This window comes from Pseudomonas sp. W2Aug9, from assembly GCF_023127755.1.
Lineage (GTDB): Bacteria > Pseudomonadota > Gammaproteobacteria > Pseudomonadales > Pseudomonadaceae > Aquipseudomonas > Aquipseudomonas synxantha_A.
The window spans coordinates 1-21,079 of the sequence record NZ_SPKL01000027.1; the positions used below are offsets into that span (position 1 = coordinate 1).

Annotated in this window: 12 protein-coding genes; 4 read left to right on the forward strand and 8 right to left on the reverse strand. The window is 59.9% G+C overall.

All coding sequences use genetic code 11. The annotated features are described in order from the left end of the window. Nucleotides 1-179: 179 nt before the first annotated feature. From E3O56_RS16825 to E3O56_RS16855, 7 genes are all read right to left on the reverse strand, one after another. Complete coding sequence (locus E3O56_RS16825; protein ID WP_103735474.1) at nucleotides 180-1,325, reverse strand: HlyD family secretion protein; 1,146 nt, start codon at nucleotides 1,323-1,325, stop codon at nucleotides 180-182. Further along, nucleotides 1,322-2,965, reverse strand: coding sequence for an MFS transporter (locus tag E3O56_RS16830; RefSeq protein ID WP_005789335.1), 1,644 nt, complete (start codon nucleotides 2,963-2,965; stop codon nucleotides 1,322-1,324). Before E3O56_RS16830 ends, E3O56_RS16825 begins: the two co-directional genes overlap by 4 nt. Nucleotides 2,966-3,126: 161 nt before the next feature. Then, a complete protein-coding gene (locus E3O56_RS16835) occupies nucleotides 3,127-7,800 on the reverse strand; it encodes an SET domain-containing protein-lysine N-methyltransferase (RefSeq protein ID WP_248128581.1) in 4,674 nt (1,557 codons plus the stop codon). Between the two features lie 111 nt (nucleotides 7,801-7,911). After that, nucleotides 7,912-13,011, reverse strand: a complete 5,100-nt coding sequence (locus E3O56_RS16840) for an SET domain-containing protein-lysine N-methyltransferase (RefSeq protein WP_248128582.1) — start codon at nucleotides 13,009-13,011, stop codon at nucleotides 7,912-7,914. Nucleotides 13,012-13,320: 309 nt separating this feature from the next. Then, nucleotides 13,321-14,127 (reverse strand): sulfite exporter TauE/SafE family protein, encoded by an 807-nt coding sequence (locus E3O56_RS16845; protein ID WP_005789338.1) that lies wholly within the window; start codon nucleotides 14,125-14,127, stop codon nucleotides 13,321-13,323. Beyond that, nucleotides 14,128-15,372 carry an FAD/NAD(P)-binding oxidoreductase gene (locus E3O56_RS16850; RefSeq protein ID WP_248128583.1) on the reverse strand — a complete coding sequence of 415 codons (1,245 nt, stop codon included), beginning with the start codon at nucleotides 15,370-15,372 and terminating at the stop codon, nucleotides 14,128-14,130. 51 nt (nucleotides 15,373-15,423) lie between these two features. Further along, nucleotides 15,424-15,759 carry a metalloregulator ArsR/SmtB family transcription factor gene (locus E3O56_RS16855; RefSeq protein ID WP_005789341.1) on the reverse strand — a complete coding sequence of 112 codons (336 nt, stop codon included), beginning with the start codon at nucleotides 15,757-15,759 and terminating at the stop codon, nucleotides 15,424-15,426. Nucleotides 15,760-15,853: 94 nt separating this feature from the next. On the opposite strand from E3O56_RS16855, the gene E3O56_RS16860 reads away from it, so the two are divergent. Next, on the forward strand, nucleotides 15,854-16,717 hold the full coding sequence (locus E3O56_RS16860) for an MBL fold metallo-hydrolase (RefSeq protein WP_032880479.1): 864 nt from the start codon (nucleotides 15,854-15,856) through the stop codon (nucleotides 16,715-16,717). A gap of 119 nt (nucleotides 16,718-16,836) precedes the next feature. Here E3O56_RS16860 and bkdR read toward each other — a convergent pair whose 3' ends face one another. Continuing rightward, nucleotides 16,837-17,325, reverse strand: coding sequence for a Bkd operon transcriptional regulator BkdR (gene bkdR, locus E3O56_RS16865; protein WP_005789440.1), 489 nt, complete (start codon nucleotides 17,323-17,325; stop codon nucleotides 16,837-16,839). Between the two features lie 195 nt (nucleotides 17,326-17,520). On the opposite strand from bkdR, the gene E3O56_RS16870 reads away from it, so the two are divergent. The 3 genes from E3O56_RS16870 to E3O56_RS16880 are packed head-to-tail and all read left to right on the forward strand — an operon-like array spanning nucleotide 17,521 to nucleotide 21,079. Then, complete coding sequence (locus E3O56_RS16870) at nucleotides 17,521-18,756, forward strand: 3-methyl-2-oxobutanoate dehydrogenase (2-methylpropanoyl-transferring) subunit alpha (protein WP_005789442.1); 1,236 nt, start codon at nucleotides 17,521-17,523, stop codon at nucleotides 18,754-18,756. Between the two features lies 1 nt (nucleotide 18,757). Then, entirely contained in the window at nucleotides 18,758-19,816 is a 1,059-nt protein-coding gene (locus tag E3O56_RS16875; RefSeq protein WP_005789444.1) for an alpha-ketoacid dehydrogenase subunit beta, read from the forward strand. Next, entirely contained in the window at nucleotides 19,817-21,079 is a 1,263-nt protein-coding gene (locus tag E3O56_RS16880) for a dihydrolipoamide acetyltransferase family protein (RefSeq protein WP_248128584.1), read from the forward strand. It begins immediately after the preceding gene.

Consider the following 21,079-nt stretch of genomic DNA (forward strand, 5'->3'; position numbering starts at 1 on the left):
TGTCGAATTCCGGCCAGCGTGGTTTAACGGGGCGCCTGAGATCAAAAGCAGATCAAGATCAAGATCAAGAGCGGCTCGCTGCGCATCGTGGTTACTGTTGGCGAATGCAAAGTTGTGTAGATACCTGTGCTAATCGGGAGCAAGCCCCCTCCCACATTTTGCTCTGCACTGTGTCAGGGTCAGGGTGGGCTGTTTTTCAGGCGCCCTGCCGTATCGATACTCACCACCACCGACAACCCAGGTCGCAACCGCTCGCTCTCGGCCTGGTCCGGGTCCACGGTAATCCTCACTGGCACGCGCTGGGCGATCTTGACGAAGTTGCCGGTGGCGTTATCCGCCTGCAACAGGCTGAACTCCGAGCCGGTTGCCGGCGAGATATGCTGCACCGTGCCATGGAATTTGCGATGGTTCAGCGCGTCAACGGTGAAGGTTACCGGCTGGCCGACCTGCACATTGTCCATCTGGGTTTCCTTCATGTTGGCGATCACCCACAGCTGCTTGGGCACCAGGGCCATCAATTGCGCGCCGGAGTTAACGTAGGCACCCAGGCGCACGCCGATCTGCCCCAACTGACCATCGCGTGGCGCGGTGATGCGGGTGTTGGACAAATCGATCCGCGCCAGCTCCACCGCCGCCTCGGCACTGGCGACTGCCGCTTCCAGGGAGCCGCGATTGACGATCACTGTTTGCAGGTCTTGCCGGGCAATTTCCAGGCTGGCCTGGGCCTGGGCTACGGCGGCAATGGTCTGGGCATTGGCGGCACGGGTCACGTCCAGCTCGCGCTTGGACACCGAGCCATCGCTGATCAATTCTTCGTTGCGACGCAAGTCAGCGGTACTCTTGCGCGCCTGGGCCTGGCTGTCGACCAGCGCGGCCTGACGCAGCTTGATGGTCGCTTCGGCGCTGTTGCGTTGCTGCACCACATTGGCCAGGGACGCTTTCTGCACGGCCAGCTGCGCCAGGGCCTGGTCCAGGCGCTGTTTGTAGATGCGGTCATCCAGGCGTACCAGCAGGTCCCCCGCTTTTACATACTGGAAATCCTGCACCGGTACTTCGAACACATAGCCGCCAAGTTGCGGGCCGATAATCGTCACCTGCCCGCGCACCAGAGCGTTTTCGGTGGTTTCCACCGCGCTGCTGAACGGCGGCAACTGCCAGGCGTACAGCACGATCAGCACACCGATGATGGCGATGGCGGCAAAACCCAGGGACGAGATGATGCGCACGCGCAAAGGCCGCATTTGCGTGGGCACGGCGCCCGGTGGCGTGCTGCCTTCCGGTGTGGCAGCGATGGCGGTTGTGGTGGTGGTTGAAGGTTCGGTCATGAAGTCGCGCCGCTGGGTTGAACAGGAGGGATTGCCTTGGTGGTGCTCATCAACCATAGGCTGCGGGTGAAGATCCACAGCATGGTCAGGATCGCAATAATCGCGATCAGCATGAACACATCGTTGTAAGCCATTACATTCGCTTCACGGGTGGCCGCCGTGGCCAGGCTGCGGATGCCCATCAGGTTGCGCAGTTCCGGGTCGGCGACGATGCCACCGTAGGCCGACCCGCCGCTCTGCACTCGCGCCGCCACACGGGGGTCGATCAAGGTCAGGTGCTCGACGATCATGCTTGAGTGATACTTCTCGCGCACGGTCTGGAAGGTGCCCAGCAACGCCGCGCCGATCAGGCCGCCGAGGTTCTGGCAAATCCCGAACATCACCGAGAAGCTCACCAGGTTGCGCGGGTTGGTCAGCACGTTTTTCGTGCCCAGCACCATGGTCGGCCCGAGGAAGAACGTGCCGCCAAAGCCTAGCAGGAACTGGCTGATGTAGAGGTTTTGCGGACGCGTCAGGTTGCTGGAAAAACTGTCCATCACCGAACCTGTCGCCATCAGTGCCAGGGAAATCACCAATGGCATCAACAGGTGCGCCGGGTTGATCGTCAACGCGCTGACCACCAGCCCGGCAATCGCCCCGGCCAGCATCACCACATATAAGGTATGCATTTGCTGGTAGCTCATGTTCAGCATTTGCATGAACCCCACCGCACCGGTGGATTGCTCGGACAGCACCATGCGAATCAGCACTACCGCCAAGGCCAGGCGAATCATCACGCCGCTGCCCAGCCAGCGCGTCATCAGCATCGGGTTGCTGCGGTTATGCTCGATGGCCAGCCCCGCCATGATCAGTACCAGCGAGCAGGCCGAGGCCACACCGATCCACGGCGCTTCCAGCCACCAGTCGATACGCCCCAGGGACAGCACCGCACACAGTAAAGCAACGCCAGTGGCAAGGATGGCGAAGGTGAGGAAGTCGAGTTTTTCAAAGGTCTTGAAGCGGTCACCGGGCGGCAGCTTGAGCAGGAACACGCAACCCAGGCAGATCAGCGCCAGGCCCAGTTCAAACAGGTACAACCCGCGCCATTCGGCGATCTGCAGCAAGTCTTCGGAAAACAGCCGCGCCAGGGGCAGCGCCAATTGCGCGGTGCCCAGCCCCAGCACCAGGGCTTTCAAGCGCCACTTGGCCGGGAACGCCTGGATCATGTAGTACAAACCCAACGAACTCAGCGCCGCGCCGACCATGCCGTGAGCCGCCCTCACCGCAATGGCCGAGTTGAGGTCGTTGACAAACAAGTGGCCGAAAGTCACCAGCGCATACAACACCAGGAACACTTCGGTAAACGCACGCAGGCCGAACTGCTGACGAAACTTCACCAGCAGCAGGTTCATGCACACGTTGGTCATGACATACGCGGCGGGCAGCCAGGCCATTTCCGCGGTGGTCGCGCCCAGTGCGCCTTGCAGGTATTGCAGGTTAGCGATAACCAGGGCATTGCCCAGGCCACCGGTGATAGCTACCAGCACGCCTACCAGCGCAAACAGCCAGCGCTTGTGGGTGGGGTGCAGCGGCGTCGACGGCGAGCCGGGCAGGCTCGGCCGCTCGTGGGGCTGCCAGGTGTGGGGGGTGTATTTATCCATTCGGTGACCTTGGTGAGCCGACGTGCAAGGTCGGTGAAGCGCTTACTCAGGTAGTAGTAAACCTGAGCAGCGCTCATCTTTCCATGGCGAACGCACAATTGATCTTCAAACGGCCGAAAGGCGGCATCGGCTGGCCCACTGCCTGCGCCGAGCGGCTCACCTCAACGATCGGGGTCCGGCTTGATCGCTATCTCAGGCACAGGGTTATAGAACGGCCCATAGTCGAGCAGCAATTCATCACCTTTCTTGATGTCTTTGAGCGCCACATAGAACGTCAGGTTTTTCCCGACCGCCACGGAAACGACATTGTTCGACTTCCACGCCGGCCCATTGCGCAGTTGCGAGGTATTGATCAGGCTCAGAGTGTTACCCGTGTGCAGCCCACTCACCGTACGCACACCCGAACGTGTACCGAACAGGTAAGTCAGTACAGCCCGGGAGCCTTGCTTACGTTGCTCCTTGAACAACGACGCCTCGTCTGCATGGTACTTGCCGGCATACGGGCCAAGCACTTCAAATTGGGGGATATCGCGCCGCGCCCACACCGATGCGCCGCGCGCCGGCCCACCATCATCCAGCGGCGTGACCACTTCCAGGACTTCATCAAACCGGGACTGGTGCTGGCATTCGGTCCGCAGCCAGTCTTTGATCGACGCCTTGATCCGGGCTGAAACGCGTGCCTTGGTTGCGCTATCCAGACCGTCAAGCACACCATTCCAGTGGGCGATACGGATGTCCTCGATAGGGCCTTCAAGTGATTGGGTCAAGCTGAGCCTGGGGTTCGTCGGGTCCTGCAGAATCGGCAGAGTATTGTCGATCTGATGACGAGGTAGTACAGGGGAAACGTCGGGTTCAATCTTGATAACGACGATGTCCGAAGACGAACCTGGGATCTGTTCGCTGTGTGGCGTGTCGGTGGGCGTGTTCAGATCCGAAGATTTCGACGGCGGCGGATCCAGAGGGTCTTGCGCAGGCCGTTTTCGTGTTGCACTCGCAGCCGGTTGCTCGGGCACGGGGAGCTGCGGGATATCTTGCTCTGCCCGATTGAGGCGTTGCACGGTCGCCGCTTTTAAAGAGCCATCGGCGTTAACGGACTGATGCCAAGTGTTTGGGTTGAGCCCATGTTGGCTCAAAAACTGCGACGGCGTGACTGACCTGTTCGATTGAGCGAAGAGCGCCCGCCACTGGCGTAGATGGTCATCAGTAAGCGCGGTATAGGTGAGACCGGCCGCCCTGTTCAACAACGCTTCACCGGCCGGCCCAAGGCCACCATCTTGCCGCACACCATTTTTGAACGTACTCGGATTAAGGTGATGATGGCCGGCAAATCCGTTCATGGTCATTGCGTCACGCGCCTGCTGCGTCTTGCTTTGCCAATCACGTATATGCGTTTCGGTCAGTGTATTGAAGGGTGTATTGGCCGCGCGGTCGCGCACAATCTTGCCGGTATCACTCAACTGGCCGTCAGGCTGCACATAGTAGGCAAAGGTTTTCGGCGAGAGTTTCCTCTGCTGGGCAAAGTCCTCACGGGTAATGCTGCGCGGTTGCGCGGACGACAACGCCTCCCACTCCTGTAGATGTTCACCCGTAATGATCTGTTTGCGTGCCGAAGTCTGGAAGGTGGGGGCGAGCGCGGTGTTTTGCTCGGCCTGATTGAGACGTCGCACGGCCGCCTCTTTCAAGGAACCATCCTTTTTAACGAAGCGACTCCAACTGCCTGGGCTGAGCTTGTGCTGGCTTATGAACTGCGCTTGCGTCACTGAGTTGTTAGGTTGCGTGAAGAGCGTGCGCCACCGATGTAAATGCTCATCGGTAATTACCTCATAGGCAGTACCGGCAGCCCTGCCCAATAGCTCTTCACCCTCTGGCCCCAGGCTGCCATCGACCCGCACATAATTTTTGAGCGTATGCGAATTCAGGTGATGATGAACGGCAAACCCGTCTAAGGTCATGGCGCCACGCTCATGCCGAGTCAAGCTTCGCCAACTCTGGATATGCGCTTCGGTCACCTTGTTGAACGGCGTGTTGGCGGGGCGGTTGCGCACGATCAAGCCAGTCTCGCTCAGTCGACCGTCAGCTTTCACACAGTACTCAAACGTTTTCCAGGGCAGTTGGTGCTGGCGGGCAAAACCCTTGGGGGTAAGCCTTATTTGCTCCTGGCGCGGCAATGCTTCCCACGCCTGCAAATGTTCAGCGGTGATTTGCTTTGCACCACCGGTTGCCCCCAGGCGGTGCCATTGGTCACCCTGTATATGCTGGACCAACAACTCGGTCTGCCGGTTGTTGTGATAAACCCGGGCCTGCACAACGCCGTCCTCCGTGCGCGACACCTGGCGGACTTCGTACACCGCCGCCTTACCGTGGCTGTCGATATGACGTATATGAGACAGGTGCCCATCGGCGGCCACATACACGCCCTGGCCATTACGTGAAAGGCCAGCAATACGCGACTCAGGCACGTTGAACTGACCAAACCATTCATGGCTCAGTTCGCTCACTTCTTCGAGGTGCGGAGCGCCCACCTTACCGGCGACAGCCTGGGTTGCGACCACGAACTCTTCGAGCGGGCTGCCATAGGGTCGCATCGCGTCGGCATCAAAAGCATACCAATGGCCGTTCTTGAGCACGGCGGCTCCCTCCACCGTCTGTTCGGCCACCTTCACCACGCCTGTCGCCGCTGCGTCATACTGCTTGCTGATCGCCTTCAATACGTCGTAACTGCCGGTGGCACCTCTGAGTTTATTGACGGTTTTGGACAGTACATACAAGCCGCCGCTGCCCACTAGCCTTGCCAAATCCCCCAAACCACCCACCGGATTGAGCAAGTCAATCGTGGCGACGCCAATGACTTTGGCAGCCTTTAGCACCTTTGCACCGCTGGAGAGAACAGCGCTGCCGATCTTGAGCAGTTTTCCAGCCGTGGCGGCCCCCGCAGTAACAAAGCCGAAGATGTCCAGCATGAGATCAAATGCTGCCTCACCATATTTACCATTCTGAATATTGACGATGGCCGATCTGAAGGGGATCAGGTTCAACAAAAAATCGTTCAACGGTTTGGGGCTGTAATACTCGTCGAGGGGTGTCTGCCCGCGCGCCTGTTCTTTTATAGCGGGATCATCGAGATCAAGGTGTTGGACAAAGGCGTCGGCAATCGAACGGGATCGAGCGCTGGTGAAACTGTTCACAAGTGCGTCACTCAGCGGGCGTTCACGACCCAGCTCATCTGCGTTATGACGGGGCGTGAACGCTTTGGTCGTAGAAACATTTTTGCCTGCCCTGGACTCCTGAACCTGCGCTGCGTACACGCTCGCCCTTTCAATCGAGCCTTTATTGAAGTCGATGACGTAGGCTTTCGTCGTGCCATACCATTCAGTTTTGACCAACAGTCCAGGTTTATTTTGAGCCTGCGTATTATTGAAATGACCATCCATGACGTATGAGCCTTCTTGGAAAAAGCTGATTTTTCCAAACTCCAAGTTCCTCCTATCCGCAGATGGTAGCTGCGAGATCAGGTGCCTGACGGTTGTATTGATCGCAGCCTTTTTTGCTTGGATGGCGCTGGTGAACTGCTGTTCGAAAGCCTCCCGAACGCCGAACGTAGGATTATTGTTCAGCGCCTCTACGGGGATGCGGGAGTCGCTCGACTTCAGCGGCCTCGGATTCGGCAAGTCCATCTTGGCGTAGTCCAAGAGTGAATGAGTGCCGCTTATCCCGTTTTGCCCGTGCTCCACGCGAGACGCATCTGTGCTGAGTGCTTTGACTTCAAACAGCGCGCCCAAGTCTCCAAACCGCTCCTGCAACTTGATCTGTGCGATTTCTGTTCGCGTCGGTATTGCCTTGTCCAGTATTTTTGAAGCAGACATCCGCTCATCAAGCTGTTGGTTGAACTCGGTTCTGACGGTTTCAAGTTGTGCAGCGGTGTAGGTGTCAGCGTTTCTTTTGGGGATGATTTCATTCGCAACGCCCCAATCGAGTAACGCGGCAGCCTGGGCATGCTGAGTGGCCACAGGGTCAACCCGTCGGGCGTTTTCAGCCTCGCTCATGACCTGCGCAAACGTCATGCCGGGAACTTTGCCCGGTGCCTGCGCTTCGCTCGTCATGGCGGCAATGGTCAGGTTGGCCCAGGTCTGGCTGCCGACTTTCACCGTCGGGGGAATGTCTTTGATCAGAAACTGCGGAGCCGACTTGGCCAGCAACAGGTACGCACCGACTTTTGCCAGCGCAACGCTGGTTTTGCCGGTGCGACTTAAGTGTTCGGCCAAGCCTTCCACGACTGCCGATGGGGGGTGGCCCCAATAATGGTCACTGGCCAGGTCGAACCCAGCTATTTTGTTGCGCGCCGGGGCGCTGATCGACTCATGATCCATCTGCAACGCGATGCCTGCCAGCAGGTAATCCGTCACGCTGCTCGCGCTGTCAATGCCCTGCATTCTTTGTTGCAGCGCTTTGCCCATCCGTTGTCCCTGGGGGGAACGGATCAGTGCTTCGAGCATCTTGGCAGGGTCGTCCTGCACAGACGCCGGGAGAGGCTGGCGATACCGCAAGAACTCCAGCACGCCGCCTTTGGTTTGCATCACCAGCGGCTGATCGCCCAGATGATGTGCGTGATTCATCGTGATAAGACGCAAGCGTCGTTGTTCGTCTGCGCTCAAGGGAACCGGCCAGGACAATGCCCCGCCCAGATGCCCCAGCGAGGGGGCGGGGTTGCCGGGCAACGGCACATCCTGGTTGGGAGGCTGGGGAGTCAACGAGGTGTCGGTCACGGGCGCCGACTGATTTTCAGCAGCAGGCGGTGAAAGCGAAAAATGCGTGTGTGCCGCGCTAATGCTTGTCATAAAAAACGACCTGTCCATTGTCGAGGAAGCGTCCTGACGAAAGCGCCTGCTGGCGCTTTCGCTCATTCATGGGGTGCTAGGGGGCGGAGGCTGACGCGCCGAGCACTGAACTCAGCGATCAGGATCCGGTTTGATCGCAATATCAGGTACCGGTTTATAGAACGGTCCATAGTCCAGCAATAACTCTTCCCCTTTCTTGATGTCCTTCAGCGCCACGTAGAACGTCAGGTTTTTCCCGACCGAGATGGACACGACATTGTTGGACCTCCACGCTGGCCCATCGCCCAGTTGCGAGGTGTTGATCAGGCTCAGGGTGTTGCCCGTGTGCAGCCCACTCACCGTCCGCGTACCCGAACGGGTACCAAACAGGTAGGTCATTACAGCCCGCGAGCCTTGCTTGCGTTGCTCCTCGAACAACGACGCCTCGTCTGGGTGATATTTGCCTGCATACGGACCAAGCACTTCATATTGAGGAATATCGCGCCGCGCCCACACCGAAGCTCCGCGAGCCGGCCCACCATCGTCCAGCGGCGTGACCACTTCCATAGCCTCCTCAAACCGAGACTGGTGTTGACCTTCGGTTCGCAGCCAGTCTTTGATCGATTCCTTGATCTGGGCTGAAACGCGCGCCTTTGTTGCGCTATCCAGCCCGTCAAGCACACCATTCCAGTAGGCGATACGGATGTCATCGATAGGACCTTCAAGTGCTTGAGTCAAGCTGAGCCTGGGGTTCGCCGGGTCCTGCAGGATCGGCAGTGTGTTGTCGATCTGATGGCGGGGCAGTGTCTGGAAATCACTGGGCTCAACCTTGATAACGACAGGCGGGACTGCCAACGCTGGCCCCGGGGCCTCTACGCCCTGAGGCGTATCGGCGTGCAAGGTCAGATCCGCAACCTTCGCTTGCGGCGGGTCCAGAGACTCTGATGCCGGTCGTTTTCGTGCCGTATCCACAGCCGGTTGCTGGGGCGTGAGACGCGGTCCAGTGTTTTGCTGTAACCGTTCGAGACGTTGGACAGCAATCGCTGTAAAGGAGCCGTCACTTTTAACGTACTTCGTCCAGACGCTTGGATTAAGCCTGTGCTGGTGCAAGAACTGCGCTTGCGTCATTGAGTTGTCCGCATTGGTGGCAAGCACTTGCCACTGGCGTAAAAGGTCACTGGTGATCCGCCTATAGGTGCCATCGGTTGCGCTGCTCACCAGTGCTTCGCCGGTGGCCGACAGGCTACCGTCTGCCCGTACATGTGATCTGAATGAGTGTGCACTGAGGTTATGGTGACCGGCAAAACCTTCCCTGGTCATGGCGTCCCGCGCCTGCTGTGTCATGTTTTGCCACGCCTGGATGTGCGTTTCGGTCACCTTGTCAACCGGTGTGTTGGCCGCGCGGTCGCGCACAAGCTCGCCGGCAGGGCTCAGTTTGCCGTCAGGCTGCACGTAGTGATCAAAGGTTCTATGGGAGATGTGTCTATGTCGGACAAAGTTCTTACGGGCAGAGCCTTGCTGTTGCGCAAGCGGCAGCGCCTCCCAGTCGCGCAGATGCTCGGCGGTGATCAATAGCATCGGCGCCCTCGGAGCATGGGCCGCGGGCCCCAGTGCAGCGCGCTCAAGACGTTCCCTGGCGGTCTTTTTCAAGGAGCCGTCAGGGTTGACCCAGTCCCTCCACGTAGCAGGATGGAGCCCGTTCTCGCGGGTGAACTGCGCTTGCGTGACCGCGTTATCCGGGCTCTCGAAGTGCGCTTTCCATTGGCGAAGATGGTCATCGGTAATTCTGTTAGGGACGACCCCGGCTACCCTGTCCATCAGCTCCCTGCCGACTGGCCCCAAGGTCCCATCTCGCCGCACATGCGTTTTGAACGAGCCCGGATTGACGTGATAAAGCTCGGCAAACCCTTCGAGGGTCATTACGTCACGCTGCGCCTGTGTCATGTCTTGCCAGTCACGGATATGGGTTTCAGTCACCGTATAGAAGGGCGTGCCGGGCAGGCGGTCGCGCACTGCCACACCGGTAGCGGTCAGTTGACCATTGGGTTGCACGTAGCGCTCAAAAACTCTCGGGTGGAGGTGTTTTTGCCGGGCGAACCCCTCACGGGTAAGGCTTTGTTGTTGCTCCAAAGACAGCGCCTGCCAAGCGCGCAAATGATCAGCCATGGAGGGCGGGGCCTGGCCTGCGGACGCCAGTGCGGCATTTTGCCGTGCCTGTTCCAGGCGCTGCGCGCCCATTTCCTTTAAAGAACCATCCGCCTTGACGTACATCTCCCAGCTACGTTGGCTGAGCCCGTGTTGGCTAACAAACTGCGCAGACGTCAATGTGTTGTCCGGGCTCCTGAAAAGCTCATCCCACTGGCGTAAATGATCATCGGTAATTTGGTTGCTTCTGGGGGCGACGGACGACTTGAGCAACGCTTCGCCCCTGATCATCGGGGTGCCATCCCGGCGCACATAACTTTTGAATGTTCCTGGTCGAAGGTTATGAAGGCCGATAAATCCGTCCAAGGTCATTTCGTCACGCGCCGCTTGTGTCATGTTTTGCCAATCACGCACATGCGTTTCGGTCACCTTATCGGTGAATGCGTTGGCGGGGCGGTCACGCACGATCACACCGGTATCGCTCAACTGGCCGTCAGGTTTCACGTAGTACTCAAAGGTTTTCTGGGGGAGGTGATTCTTTTTGGCAAAGCCCTTTCGGGTAAGACTGGCCTGTTCATCCGGCGACAACGCCTCCCAGGCCCGCAAATGTTCAGCGGTGATCTGCCCGCCACCGGGCGCCCCCAGGCGCTGCCATTCGTCCCCTTGTACATGCTGGACCAGCAACTCGGTTTGCCGGTTGTTGTGATAAACCCGCGCCTGCACAACACCGTCGTCCGTGCGCGAAACCTGGCGCACCTCATATACCGCTGTATCACCGTTGCTGTCGGTATGGCGTATATGCGACATGTGCCCATCGGCCGCCACATACACCCCCTGACTATTGCGTGACAGCCCCACGATTTTGCGGTCTGGCACTTTGAAGTGCCCGAACAGCTCATGGCTCAACTCACTCAGCCCATCAATGTGCGCCGTGTCCACCTCACCGTCGACAGCCTGGGTCGATACTTTGAACTGCTCAAGCGGGCTGCCATAAGGTCGCATAGTGTCAGCGTCAAATGAATACCACTTGCCGCCTTTGAGCACAGCAGCCCCTTCCACTGTCTGGCCTCCCACCTTCAAGGTGCCTGTTGCTGCGACGTCGTACTGTTTGCTGATAGTTTTCAACACGTCGTAGCTGCCAGTGGCGCCTCTGAGTTTGTTGACGGCCTTGATGCCTTTGGACAGTACATAGAGGCCAGCAGTACCCACCAACCTGGGCAGATCGCCCACCCCTCCCACAGGGTTGAGCACGTCAATGGCCGCCACACCGATGACCTTGGCCGCCCGCAGTGCCTTGGCGCCGGTGGAAAGCGCCGAGCGGCCGACCTTGAGCAATTTTCCGGCGGTGGCGGTACCGGCGGTAAGAAAGCCGAAAACATCCAGCAAGAGATCGAAAGTCCCGTCGCCGTACTTGCCATTTTGAAAATTGACAATGGCGGACCTGAAGGGGATCAGGTTCAACAAAAACTCGCTCAACTGCGCGTTCGCCGTGTCCAAGGCCGTCTGCTCGCGGGCTTGCAACTTGATAGCCGGATCGTCGAGATCCAAGTGCTCGACAAAGGCCGTGGCAATCCCATGGGATCGAGCACTGGTAAAGCTCTCCCATGGCCCGTTATCCAACGGGCGCTCACGCCCAAGATCATCTGCTTTGTGGCTGGGCGTGAACGTTTTGGTTGTCGTTACCTTGTTGCCAACCCTGTCCGCCCTGATCTTCGTATCGTAAAGGCTCGCTGTTTCAATCGTGCCTTTATTGAAGTCGATGACGTAGGCGTGCGACACGCCTTGCAGTTCAGTTTTAACCAGCAGCCCCGGTTTATTTTGACCATACGTATTATTGAAATGACCATCCATGACGTATGAGCCTTCCTGGAAAAAGCTGATTTTCCCAAACTCCAGGCGCTGGCGATCTTCCAACGGCAGTTGCGAAATCATGTGCCTGACCACTGTATTGACGGCGGCCTTTTTTTCCTCGATCGCACGGCTGAACTGCCGTTCGAATTCAGCCGGCACGCCAAACTGCCGGTTGGCGTTCAAACGCGTCAGCACCCTTCGCAGGTCATTGCCCTTGAGTGAACTGCTCGGTTCATACGCCCTGAAGGGCCGGGGTTCCAGCCAGTCGATCATGGCGATATCCAATAGCGAAATCCCTCCCCCTTCAATCGCCACGTAGTGCTGATCAATCGCGAATGCTTTCTCTTCGAAAAATGCGCCAAGGTCGCCAAAACGCTCCTTGAGCTTGGCCAGTGCGATCTCTTTTCGAGTGGGCAGTGCTGTGTCCAGTGCCTGGGAAGCAACGAGCCGGGCGTCCTGTTGCGCGTTGAATGCGACCCTTGCCGATTCAAGTTGCGCGGGGAGATAGTCGCCATCCTGTCTTTTTGTGAGCACGCCGCTCGCCACGGCCCAGTCCAGCAATGCCAGGGTTTGTGCCGCTTGGGTAACTGCAGGGTCGACCCGCTGCGCTTCTTGCGCCTCACTCATGACTTGGGCAAACGTCATACCAGGGACTTTGCCGGGTGTGTGCGCCTCAATCGTCATCGCAGCCATCGTCAGGCTGGCCCACGCCTGACTGCCAACCTTTACGGTCGGGGGAATGTCTTTGATCAGAAACTGCGGTGCCGCCTTGGCCAGCAACAGGTACGCACCGACACTCGCCAGTGCAGCGCTGGTTTTTCCAGTACTGCTCAAATGTTCGGCCAAGCCGGCCACAACCTTGGAGGCGTGGTGCCCCCCACGTGTGTCACTGCCCAGGTCGAAACCGGCAACGCTGTTGCGACCGGGCGCAGTGATCGACTCAGGGTCCATCTGCAGGGCGATAGCGGCCAGCAGGTAATCGCTTGCGCTGCTTTCGCTGTCAACGCCTTGCATGGTTTGCTGTAGCGCTTTGCCCATCCGCTGCCCTTGCGGGGAGTTGACCAGTGCCTGGAGTATTTTAGCCGGGTCGTCGCCCGCCTCTGCCGGCAGCGGCTGCCGATACCGCAGAAACTCCAGCACCCCGCCCTGGGTTTGCATCACCAGCGGCTGATCGCCAAGGGCGTGTTGGTGATTCATCGTGACAAGACGCAAGCGCCGCTGTTCGTCTGCGCTCAAGGGAACCGACCAGGATAATGCGCCTCCCAGATTACCCAGCGAGGGCGCCGGGCTGCTGGGTATCGGTCTATCCTGGCTGAGACGAGGGGACGTCATTGAGGTGTCGACGCCATCGGTCACAGGTGATGACGGATGTTCATCTGTCGGCAGGGGAAGCGAAAAATGCGTACTTGCAGCGGTAATGCTTGTCATAAAACGCCCATGCGTAGTCGAGGAGTCCGGCGCTTGCGGCCGTTCAATGAGTGTCAGCACCCAATGAGGAGGTTCCCGACCAACTGCAAGACTTCGTGACCGTGCACCGGTACCGCGTCAGAGCAACGCGCTGACAAACATGCCAATCGCCACCACCCCACACAGGCTGGCGAACCCCACTTGCAACACCCGCGCGGGGATGACCGAACACAACCGCCTTCCCGCCAACATGCCGACGACACTCGCGCCGATAAACACCCAGCCCACCGGCTCGATGCTCACGCCCGCATGAAACGCACCGGCCACGCCGATCAGCGATAGCAGGCTGACCACCATCAACGACGTGGCGACGATCCCACGCATCTGCACGTCGGTCAGTTGTTTGAACGCCGGCACGATCAGGAAGCCGCCGCCCACGCCCAGCAAGCCCGATACAGCCCCCGTCACAGCTCCCAGCGCAGCCAGGGTGGCGCTGCACTTGGCGGTCCAGGAGAAGCGCCCGGTTTGTTGATCCAGCATGCAATTCTTCTGGCCCCATGAAGCGGCGCCATGGTCACTCGGCCCCGCCTCGCGCTTTTCCCGTTGCAGCATGCGCCAGGCCACCAGCACCATCAGCGCGCTGAACAACCCCATCAGCACCGGCTCCGACAGTTGGTGGGCGACGAACACGCCCAACGGCGAAAACAGCGCGCCGAGCAAGGCGATCAACAACGCCGCGCGGTAACGCACCAGGCCATGGCGCAAGCCATCGATGGCCCCCACCGCCGCTGCCGCGCCCACTGCGAGCAACGACACCGGCGCGGCCTGGGTCATCGTCAACCCCAGCCCCAGCACCAACGCCGGCACCCCAAGGATGCCGCCGCCCGCGCCGGTCAGGCCCATGACCAGGCCCATCAATACACCCAACAGACTGGCCAGCAGCATTCAGTCCACCTTGCTCAGACGGGTCAGCCACTCGCGGCCCTTGAGCATGCCGTTCCAGTAGAACCACGGCAGCAACGTGGCCTTGAGGAACCACATCGAACGGCGCGCCCGAGTCGGGTCCAGGGGAAAGGTCGGCAGCAGCTTGCCGCCGTAGCCGAACTCGGCCAGTACCACCTTGCCCTTCTCCACCGTCAGCGGGCAGGAGCCGTAGCCGTCGTATTTGAGCGGCAATGGCGCCTGTTTGCGCAGGGCCAGCAGGTTCTCGGCCACCACCACGATTTGCTTGCGCACCGCGGCCGCCGTCTTGGCGTTGGTGGTACCGCACACATCGCCCAGGCCGAAGATATGCGGGTAGCGCAGGTGTTGCAGGTTGTGGGGGTTTACTTCGCACCAGCCGGCGGCGTCGGCAAGCTCGCTTTCGCGGATAAAGTCCGGGGCCAGCTGCGGCGGCACGACGTGCAACATATCGAAGGTTTTCTCTTCGACGCTCACGTTGCCTTCGGCGTCCTTGACTTCGAACCAGGCTTTGCGCGCCGGGCCGTCGACTTTTACCAGGTTGGAATTGAACGCCAGGCGCGCGTCGTATTTTTCGACGTATTTCATCAACGGTGGCACAAAGGTCGCCACGCCGAACAGCGCAGCGCCGGCCAGGTTGAACTCCACCTCGATGTTTTTCAGTGCACCCTGCTTGAGCCAGTGATCACAGGACAGGTACATGGCTTTTTGCGGCGCTCCGGCGCATTTGATCGGCATGGCGGGCTGGGTGAACAGCGCCTTGCCGCCCTTGAGTTGCTGCACCAGTTGCCAGGTGTAGGCGGCGTGCTCATAGCTGTAGTTGGAGGTGACGCCGTGCTGGCCGAGGGTGTCTGGCAAGCCCTCGATTTTCTCCCAGGCCAGGCGCAGACCGGGGCAGACGATGAGGTTTTGCCAGGTGACGCGCTGACCGCTGTCGAGCACCAGGGTTTGCTCGTCGGGCAGCACTTCGCTGACGGCGGCCTGTACCCAACTGACGCCATTGGGCAGCACATCGGCCAGGGGGCGGCGGGTCTTTTGCAGGTCGTAGGCACCACCGCCGACCAGGGTCCAGGCCGGTTGGTAGCAGTGGTAATCGTTGGGCTCGATCAGGATGATGTTCAGCTGCGGGTCGCGCTTGAGCAGGCTGGCCAGCAGGCCGATGCCTGCCGAGCCGCCGCCGATGACTACGATATCGCCACTGATGGTCGGTCCCCAGTGTTGTTCGGTCATTGTCTACTGCCTTTTTGAGTCAATGCACACAAGGGTCGCTGCCGGATGGCGTCACGCCCAGCTTTTTATGACCGCGCCGCAATACAGCCCGGACAGGGTCTTCATCACTTGAATCACTTCATGGCTGGCCAGCCCGTAGAAAATGTATTTGCCTTCTCGGCGGGTGGCGACCAGCCCTTCATCGCGCAGGATGCCCAACTGTTGTGACAGCGTGGGCTGGCGCACGCCAGTCAGGGCTTCCAGCTCGCCGACGTTGCGCTCGCCCTGGGTCAACTGGCACAGGATCAACAGTCGGTCTTCATTGGCCAGGGCCTTGAGCAAGGAACAAGCCTTGGACGCCGACGCACGCAACTGGGCGACTTCGCCCTCACTCAAGGTAGATTCCATTTGCTTCGGGTCCTTTATGTCACTTAAGCTCAAAACATTATGTGTAAACGTAAACTGATTGTAACCACTTTTTTCTTCATTGGGGACAGCCGCCATGCCAGCGTTGATTCAAGCCTTTCTGGATGACGCATCGTCGACCTATACCTACATCGTCTATGAAGCGGATGGCGGCCCCTGTGCCATTGTCGACTCGGTACTCAACTACGACCCGGCGTCGGGGCGTACCGATACCGCCCAGGCTGACAAGGTGATCGCGTTCGTGCGCGAGCATGGCTTGCAGGTGCAGTGGTTGCTGGAAACCCACGCTCATGCCGATCATCTGTCTGCCGCGCCCTACCTGCGTCGCACCCTGGGCGGCAAGATCGCGATAGGCGAATCGATCAGCAAGGTGCAGGGTGTGTTCAAAAACCTGTTCAACCTGGAGCCGGAATTTCGCGTCGACGGATCGCAGTTCGATCACCTGTTTGCGCCGGATGAGGTCTTTCATATCGGCGGTTTGAAAGCCCAAGCCCTGCATGTGCCGGGACACACCCCTGCCGACATGGCCTACTTGATCGACGGCCGCTTGATCCTGGTGGGCGACACGCTGTTCATGCCCGACGTCGGCACCGCCCGCTGCGATTTCCCCGGCGGCGATGCGCGGCAGTTGTACGCATCGATGCGCAAGCTGTTGGCGTTCCCCTCGGATACCAAGCTGTATGTGTGCCATGACTATCCGCCAGAGGGGCGTGAGGCCAAGTGCCAGACCACTGTGGCGGAACAAAGGGCGGGGAATATTCATGTGCACGATGGGGTGGATGAAGCGGCGTTTGTAGAGATGCGCACCCAGCGTGATGCCGGGCTGGGAATGCCGACCTTGTTGCTGCCGGCGATCCAGGTGAATGTGCGGGCGGGGCATATGCCGCCGGCGGAAGAAAACGGCGTGACCTACCTGAAGATCCCCCTCAACCAACTTTGAAATACAGTAAAAAAATGTGGGAGGAGGCTTGCTCCCGATAGCAGCGGAACAGCTACACATAAGTTGACTGTCACACCGCCATCGGGGCAAGCCCCCTCCCACATTTTTACCGCGTTGAGTCAGTTGCCCAGGCTGATGCCGTTGGCTGGCAGCGGCAGCGCCGTCTTGTAGCGCACCTGCTTCAAGGCAAAGCTGGAGCGAATGTTTGCCACCCCCGGCACCTTGGTCAAAAAGTCCATCATGAAACGCTCCAGCGACTGGATCGTCGGCACCAGCACGCGGATCAAATAATCCGGATCACCCGCCATCAGGTAGCACTCCATCACCTCGGGACGGTCCGAGATCGCCCCTTCGAACTGCTGCAACGCCAACTCATTCTGCTTTTCCAGGCTTACATGGATGAACACATTGACGTGCAGCCCCAGCAGGTCAGCATCCAGCAACGTGACCTGCTCACGAATCAGGCCCAGTTCTTCCATCGCCTTGACCCGGTTGAAACACGGCGTGGGCGACAGGTTGACCGAGCGGGCCAGGTCGGCGTTGGTGATGCGGGCATTCTCCTGCAGGGCGTTGAGAATGCCGATATCGGTACGGTCCAGTTTGCGCATGAGACAAAATCACCTGTTTATTATGTTTATGCAGTTTTTTTATCCGCAAATGACGGTGAGCGCAATGAAACACAGATAAATATTCTTCTACGCCACGCCTATGATTGTTGTAGGACAAGATTTCTTCTACCCGAAGACTGACTGTCAGCTAGCGCGCCCACTACAAGAAATTCACAAGATAGAGCGTAGAAAGCCATGACCCAGCCGTATGCACCGCTGCGCCTGCACGTTCCCGAACCTTCGGGCCGTCCAGGCTGCAAGACCGATTTCACCTACCTGCGTCTGACCGACGCCGGCCTGGTACGCAAACCCGCCATCGACGTAGAACCCGCCGACACCGCCGACCTGGCCAAGGGCCTGATCCGCGTGCTCGACGACCAGGGCCAGGCGCTCGGGCCGTGGGCCGAGGGTGTTTCGACCGAGATCATGCGCAAAGGCATGCGCGCCATGCTCAAGACGCGCATCTTCGACAACCGCATGGTGGTCGCCCAGCGCCAGAAAAAAATGTCGTTCTACATGCAAAGCCTTGGCGAAGAAGCCATCGGCAGCGCCCAGGCCCTGGCCTTGAACATCGACGACATGTGCTTCCCCACCTATCGCCAGCAAAGCATTCTGATGGCCCGCGACGTGCCGCTGGTAGACCTGATCTGCCAACTGCTGTCCAACGAGCGCGACCCGCTCAAGGGTCGCCAGTTGCCGATCATGTACTCGGTCAAAGAGGCGGGCTTCTTCACCATTTCCGGCAACCTCGCCACCCAATTCGTGCAGGGCGTGGGTTGGGGCATGGCTTCGGCGATCAAGGGCGATACCAAGATCGCCTCGGCCTGGATCGGCGACGGCGCCACCGCTGAATCGGACTTCCACACCGCCCTCACCTTCGCCCACGTCTACCGCGCGCCGGTGATACTCAACGTGGTCAATAATCAATGGGCCATCTCCACCTTCCAGGCCATCGCCGGCGGTGAAGCCACCACTTTCGCCGGACGCGGCGTGGGCTGCGGCATCGCCTCCCTGCGGGTAGACGGCAATGACTTTATCGCGGTGTATGCCGCCTCGGCCTGGGCTGCCGAACGCGCACGGCGCAACCTGGGGCCAACATTGATCGAGTGGGTCACCTATCGCGCCGGCCCGCACTCCACCTCCGATGATCCGTCCAAATACCGTCCAGCCGACGACTGGAGCCACTTCCCCCTGGGCGACCCGATTGCCCGTCTCAAGCAGCACCTGATCAAGATTGGCCAGTGGTCCGAAGAGGAACATGCGGCGGTCAGTGCCGAACTTGAAGCCGAAGTGGTCAAGGCGCAGAAGGAAGCCGAACAGTACGGCACCCTCGCCGGTGGCCAGATTCCAAGCGCCGCGACCATGTTCGAGGACGTCTATAAAGAGATGCCGGAGCACTTGAAGCGCCAGCGTCAAGAGTTGGGGGTGTGACATGAACGACCACAACAACAGCATCGAACTGGAAACCGCCATGACCACCACCACCATGACCATGATCCAGGCGCTGCGCTCGGCCATGGATGTGATGCTCGAACGTGACGACAACGTGGTGGTGTTCGGCCAGGACGTCGGCTACTTCGGCGGCGTATTCCGTTGCACCGAAGGTTTGCAGACCAAATACGGCAGCTCACGGGTGTTTGACGCACCGATCTCGGAAAGCGGCATCGTCGGCGTAGCCGTGGGCATGGGTGCGTATGGCCTGCGCCCGGTGGCGGAAATCCAGTTCGCCGACTACGTCTACCCCGCCACCGACCAGATCATTTCCGAAGCGGCGCGCCTGCGTTATCGCTCGGCCGGCCAGTTCACCGCGCCCTTGACCATGCGTATGCCCTGCGGCGGCGGCATCTACGGCGGCCAGACCCACAGCCAGAGTATCGAAGCGGTGTTCACCCAGGTCTGCGGCCTGCGCACGGTGATGCCATCCAACCCCTACGACGCCAAGGGCCTGCTGATTGCCTCCATCGAGAACGATGACCCGGTGATCTTCCTGGAACCCAAGCGCCTGTATAACGGCCCGTTCGACGGCCACCACGATCGCCCGGTAACGCCGTGGTCAAAACACCCGCAAGCGCAGGTTCCGGACGGTTACTACACCGTGCCCCTGGACGTGGCTGCCATCGTGCGCCCAGGTTCGGCTGTGACGGTGCTGACCTATGGCACCACCGTGTATGTGTCGCAAGTTGCCGCCGAAGAAACCGGCATCGACGCCGAAGTCATCGATCTGCGCAGCCTGTGGCCGCTGGATTTGGAAACCATCGTCAAGTCGGTGAAAAAGACCGGACGTTGCGTGGTGGTGCATGAAGCCACGCGCACCTGCGGCTTTGGCGCCGAACTGGTATCGCTGGTGCAAGAGCACTGCTTCCACCACCTGGAAGCGCCGATCGAGCGCGTCACCGGTTGGGACACGCCCTACCCGCACGCGCAGGAGTGGGCGTATTTCCCAGGGCCGTCCCGAGTGGGCGCGGCGTTGAAACGGGTCATGGAGGTCTGAATGGGCACGCACGTTATCAAGATGCCGGACATTGGCGAAGGCATCGCGGAAGTTGAATTGTCGGTGTGGCATGTGAAGGTCGGCGACCTGGTGGTTGAAGACCAGGTGCTGGCGGATGTGATGACCGACAAGGCGATGGTGGATATTCCCTCGCCCGTCCACGGCAAGGTGATTTCCCTGGGCGGCGAGCCGGGTGAAGTCATGGCGGTGGGCAGTATTTTGATCAGCATTGAAGTGGAAGGCGCAGGCAACACCAAGGATGTGCCGGTGGCTGCCGAACCGATGAAGACCGCGCCTGTCGTTGAAGCCAAACCGGTCACGGCACCCGTTCAAAGCAAACCGGCTCCAGCCGTGAACGCGCCACCAGCGCCCGTGGCCCGCGAAGCCAGCGAGCGCCCGTTGGCCTCCCCTGCCGTGCGCAAACATGCGCTGGATGCCGGGATTCAACTGCGCCTGGTCCATGGCACAGGGCCTGCGGGCCGGGTTCTGCACGAAGACCTGGAGGCGTACCTGCACCAGGGGCCGGCCACCAGCGCCAGCGCCGCCAACCCTTACGCCGAGCGCAATGATGAACACCAGATCCCGGTGATCGGTATGCGCCGCAAGATCGCCCAGCGTATGCAGGACGCCACCCGGCGCGCCGCGCATTTCAGCTACGTGGAAGAAATCGACGTCACCGCCCTCGACGAGTTGCGCGTGCATCTCAACGAAAAGCACGGTGCGACACGCGGCAAGCTGACCCTGCTGCCGTTTATCGTACGGGCCATGGTGGTGGCGCTGCGCGACTTCCCGCAGATCAACGCTCGCTACGACGACGAAGCCCAGGTCATTACCCGCCTCGGCGCGGTACATGTGGGCGTCGCCACGCAAAGCGACGTGGGCCTGATGGTGCCGGTGGTGCGTCACGCCGAAGCCCGCAGCCTGTGGGGCACTGCCGAAGAAATCGTGCGCCTGGCCAACGCCGCACGCACAGGCAAGGCCAGCCGTGAAGAGCTGTCCGGCTCGACCATCACCCTGACCAGCCTGGGCGCCCTGGGCGGCATCGTCAGCACGCCGGTGCTGAACCTGCCGGAAGTGGCCATCGTTGGCGTCAACCGCATCGTCGAACGGCCCATGGTGATCAAGGGCCAGATCGTGGTGCGCAAGATGATGAACCTCTCCAGCTCCTTCGATCACCGCGTGGTCGACGGCATGGACGCGGCGCAATTCATCCAGGCCATTCGCGGCCTGCTCGAACAACCCGCCAGCCTGTTCCTGGAGTAA

Bases quoted from the DNA above. Each gene is read 5' to 3' on its own strand.
- E3O56_RS16825 (WP_103735474.1), bottom strand. From the start codon at position 1,325: ATGACCGAACCTTCAACCACCACCACAACCGCCATCGCTGCCACACCG.
- E3O56_RS16830 (WP_005789335.1), bottom strand. From the start codon at position 2,965: ATGGATAAATACACCCCCCACACCTGGCAGCCCCACGAGCGGCCGAGC.
- E3O56_RS16835 (WP_248128581.1), bottom strand. From the start codon at position 7,800: ATGACAAGCATTAGCGCGGCACACACGCATTTTTCGCTTTCACCGCCT.
- E3O56_RS16845 (WP_005789338.1), bottom strand. From the start codon at position 14,127: ATGCTGCTGGCCAGTCTGTTGGGTGTATTGATGGGCCTGGTCATGGGC.
- E3O56_RS16850 (WP_248128583.1), bottom strand. From the start codon at position 15,372: ATGACCGAACAACACTGGGGACCGACCATCAGTGGCGATATCGTAGTC.
- E3O56_RS16855 (WP_005789341.1), bottom strand. From the start codon at position 15,759: ATGGAATCTACCTTGAGTGAGGGCGAAGTCGCCCAGTTGCGTGCGTCG.
- E3O56_RS16860 (WP_032880479.1), top strand. From the start codon at position 15,854: ATGCCAGCGTTGATTCAAGCCTTTCTGGATGACGCATCGTCGACCTAT.
- bkdR (WP_005789440.1), bottom strand. From the start codon at position 17,325: ATGCGCAAACTGGACCGTACCGATATCGGCATTCTCAACGCCCTGCAG.
- E3O56_RS16870 (WP_005789442.1), top strand. From the start codon at position 17,521: ATGACCCAGCCGTATGCACCGCTGCGCCTGCACGTTCCCGAACCTTCG.
- E3O56_RS16875 (WP_005789444.1), top strand. From the start codon at position 18,758: ATGAACGACCACAACAACAGCATCGAACTGGAAACCGCCATGACCACC.
- E3O56_RS16880 (WP_248128584.1), top strand. From the start codon at position 19,817: ATGGGCACGCACGTTATCAAGATGCCGGACATTGGCGAAGGCATCGCG.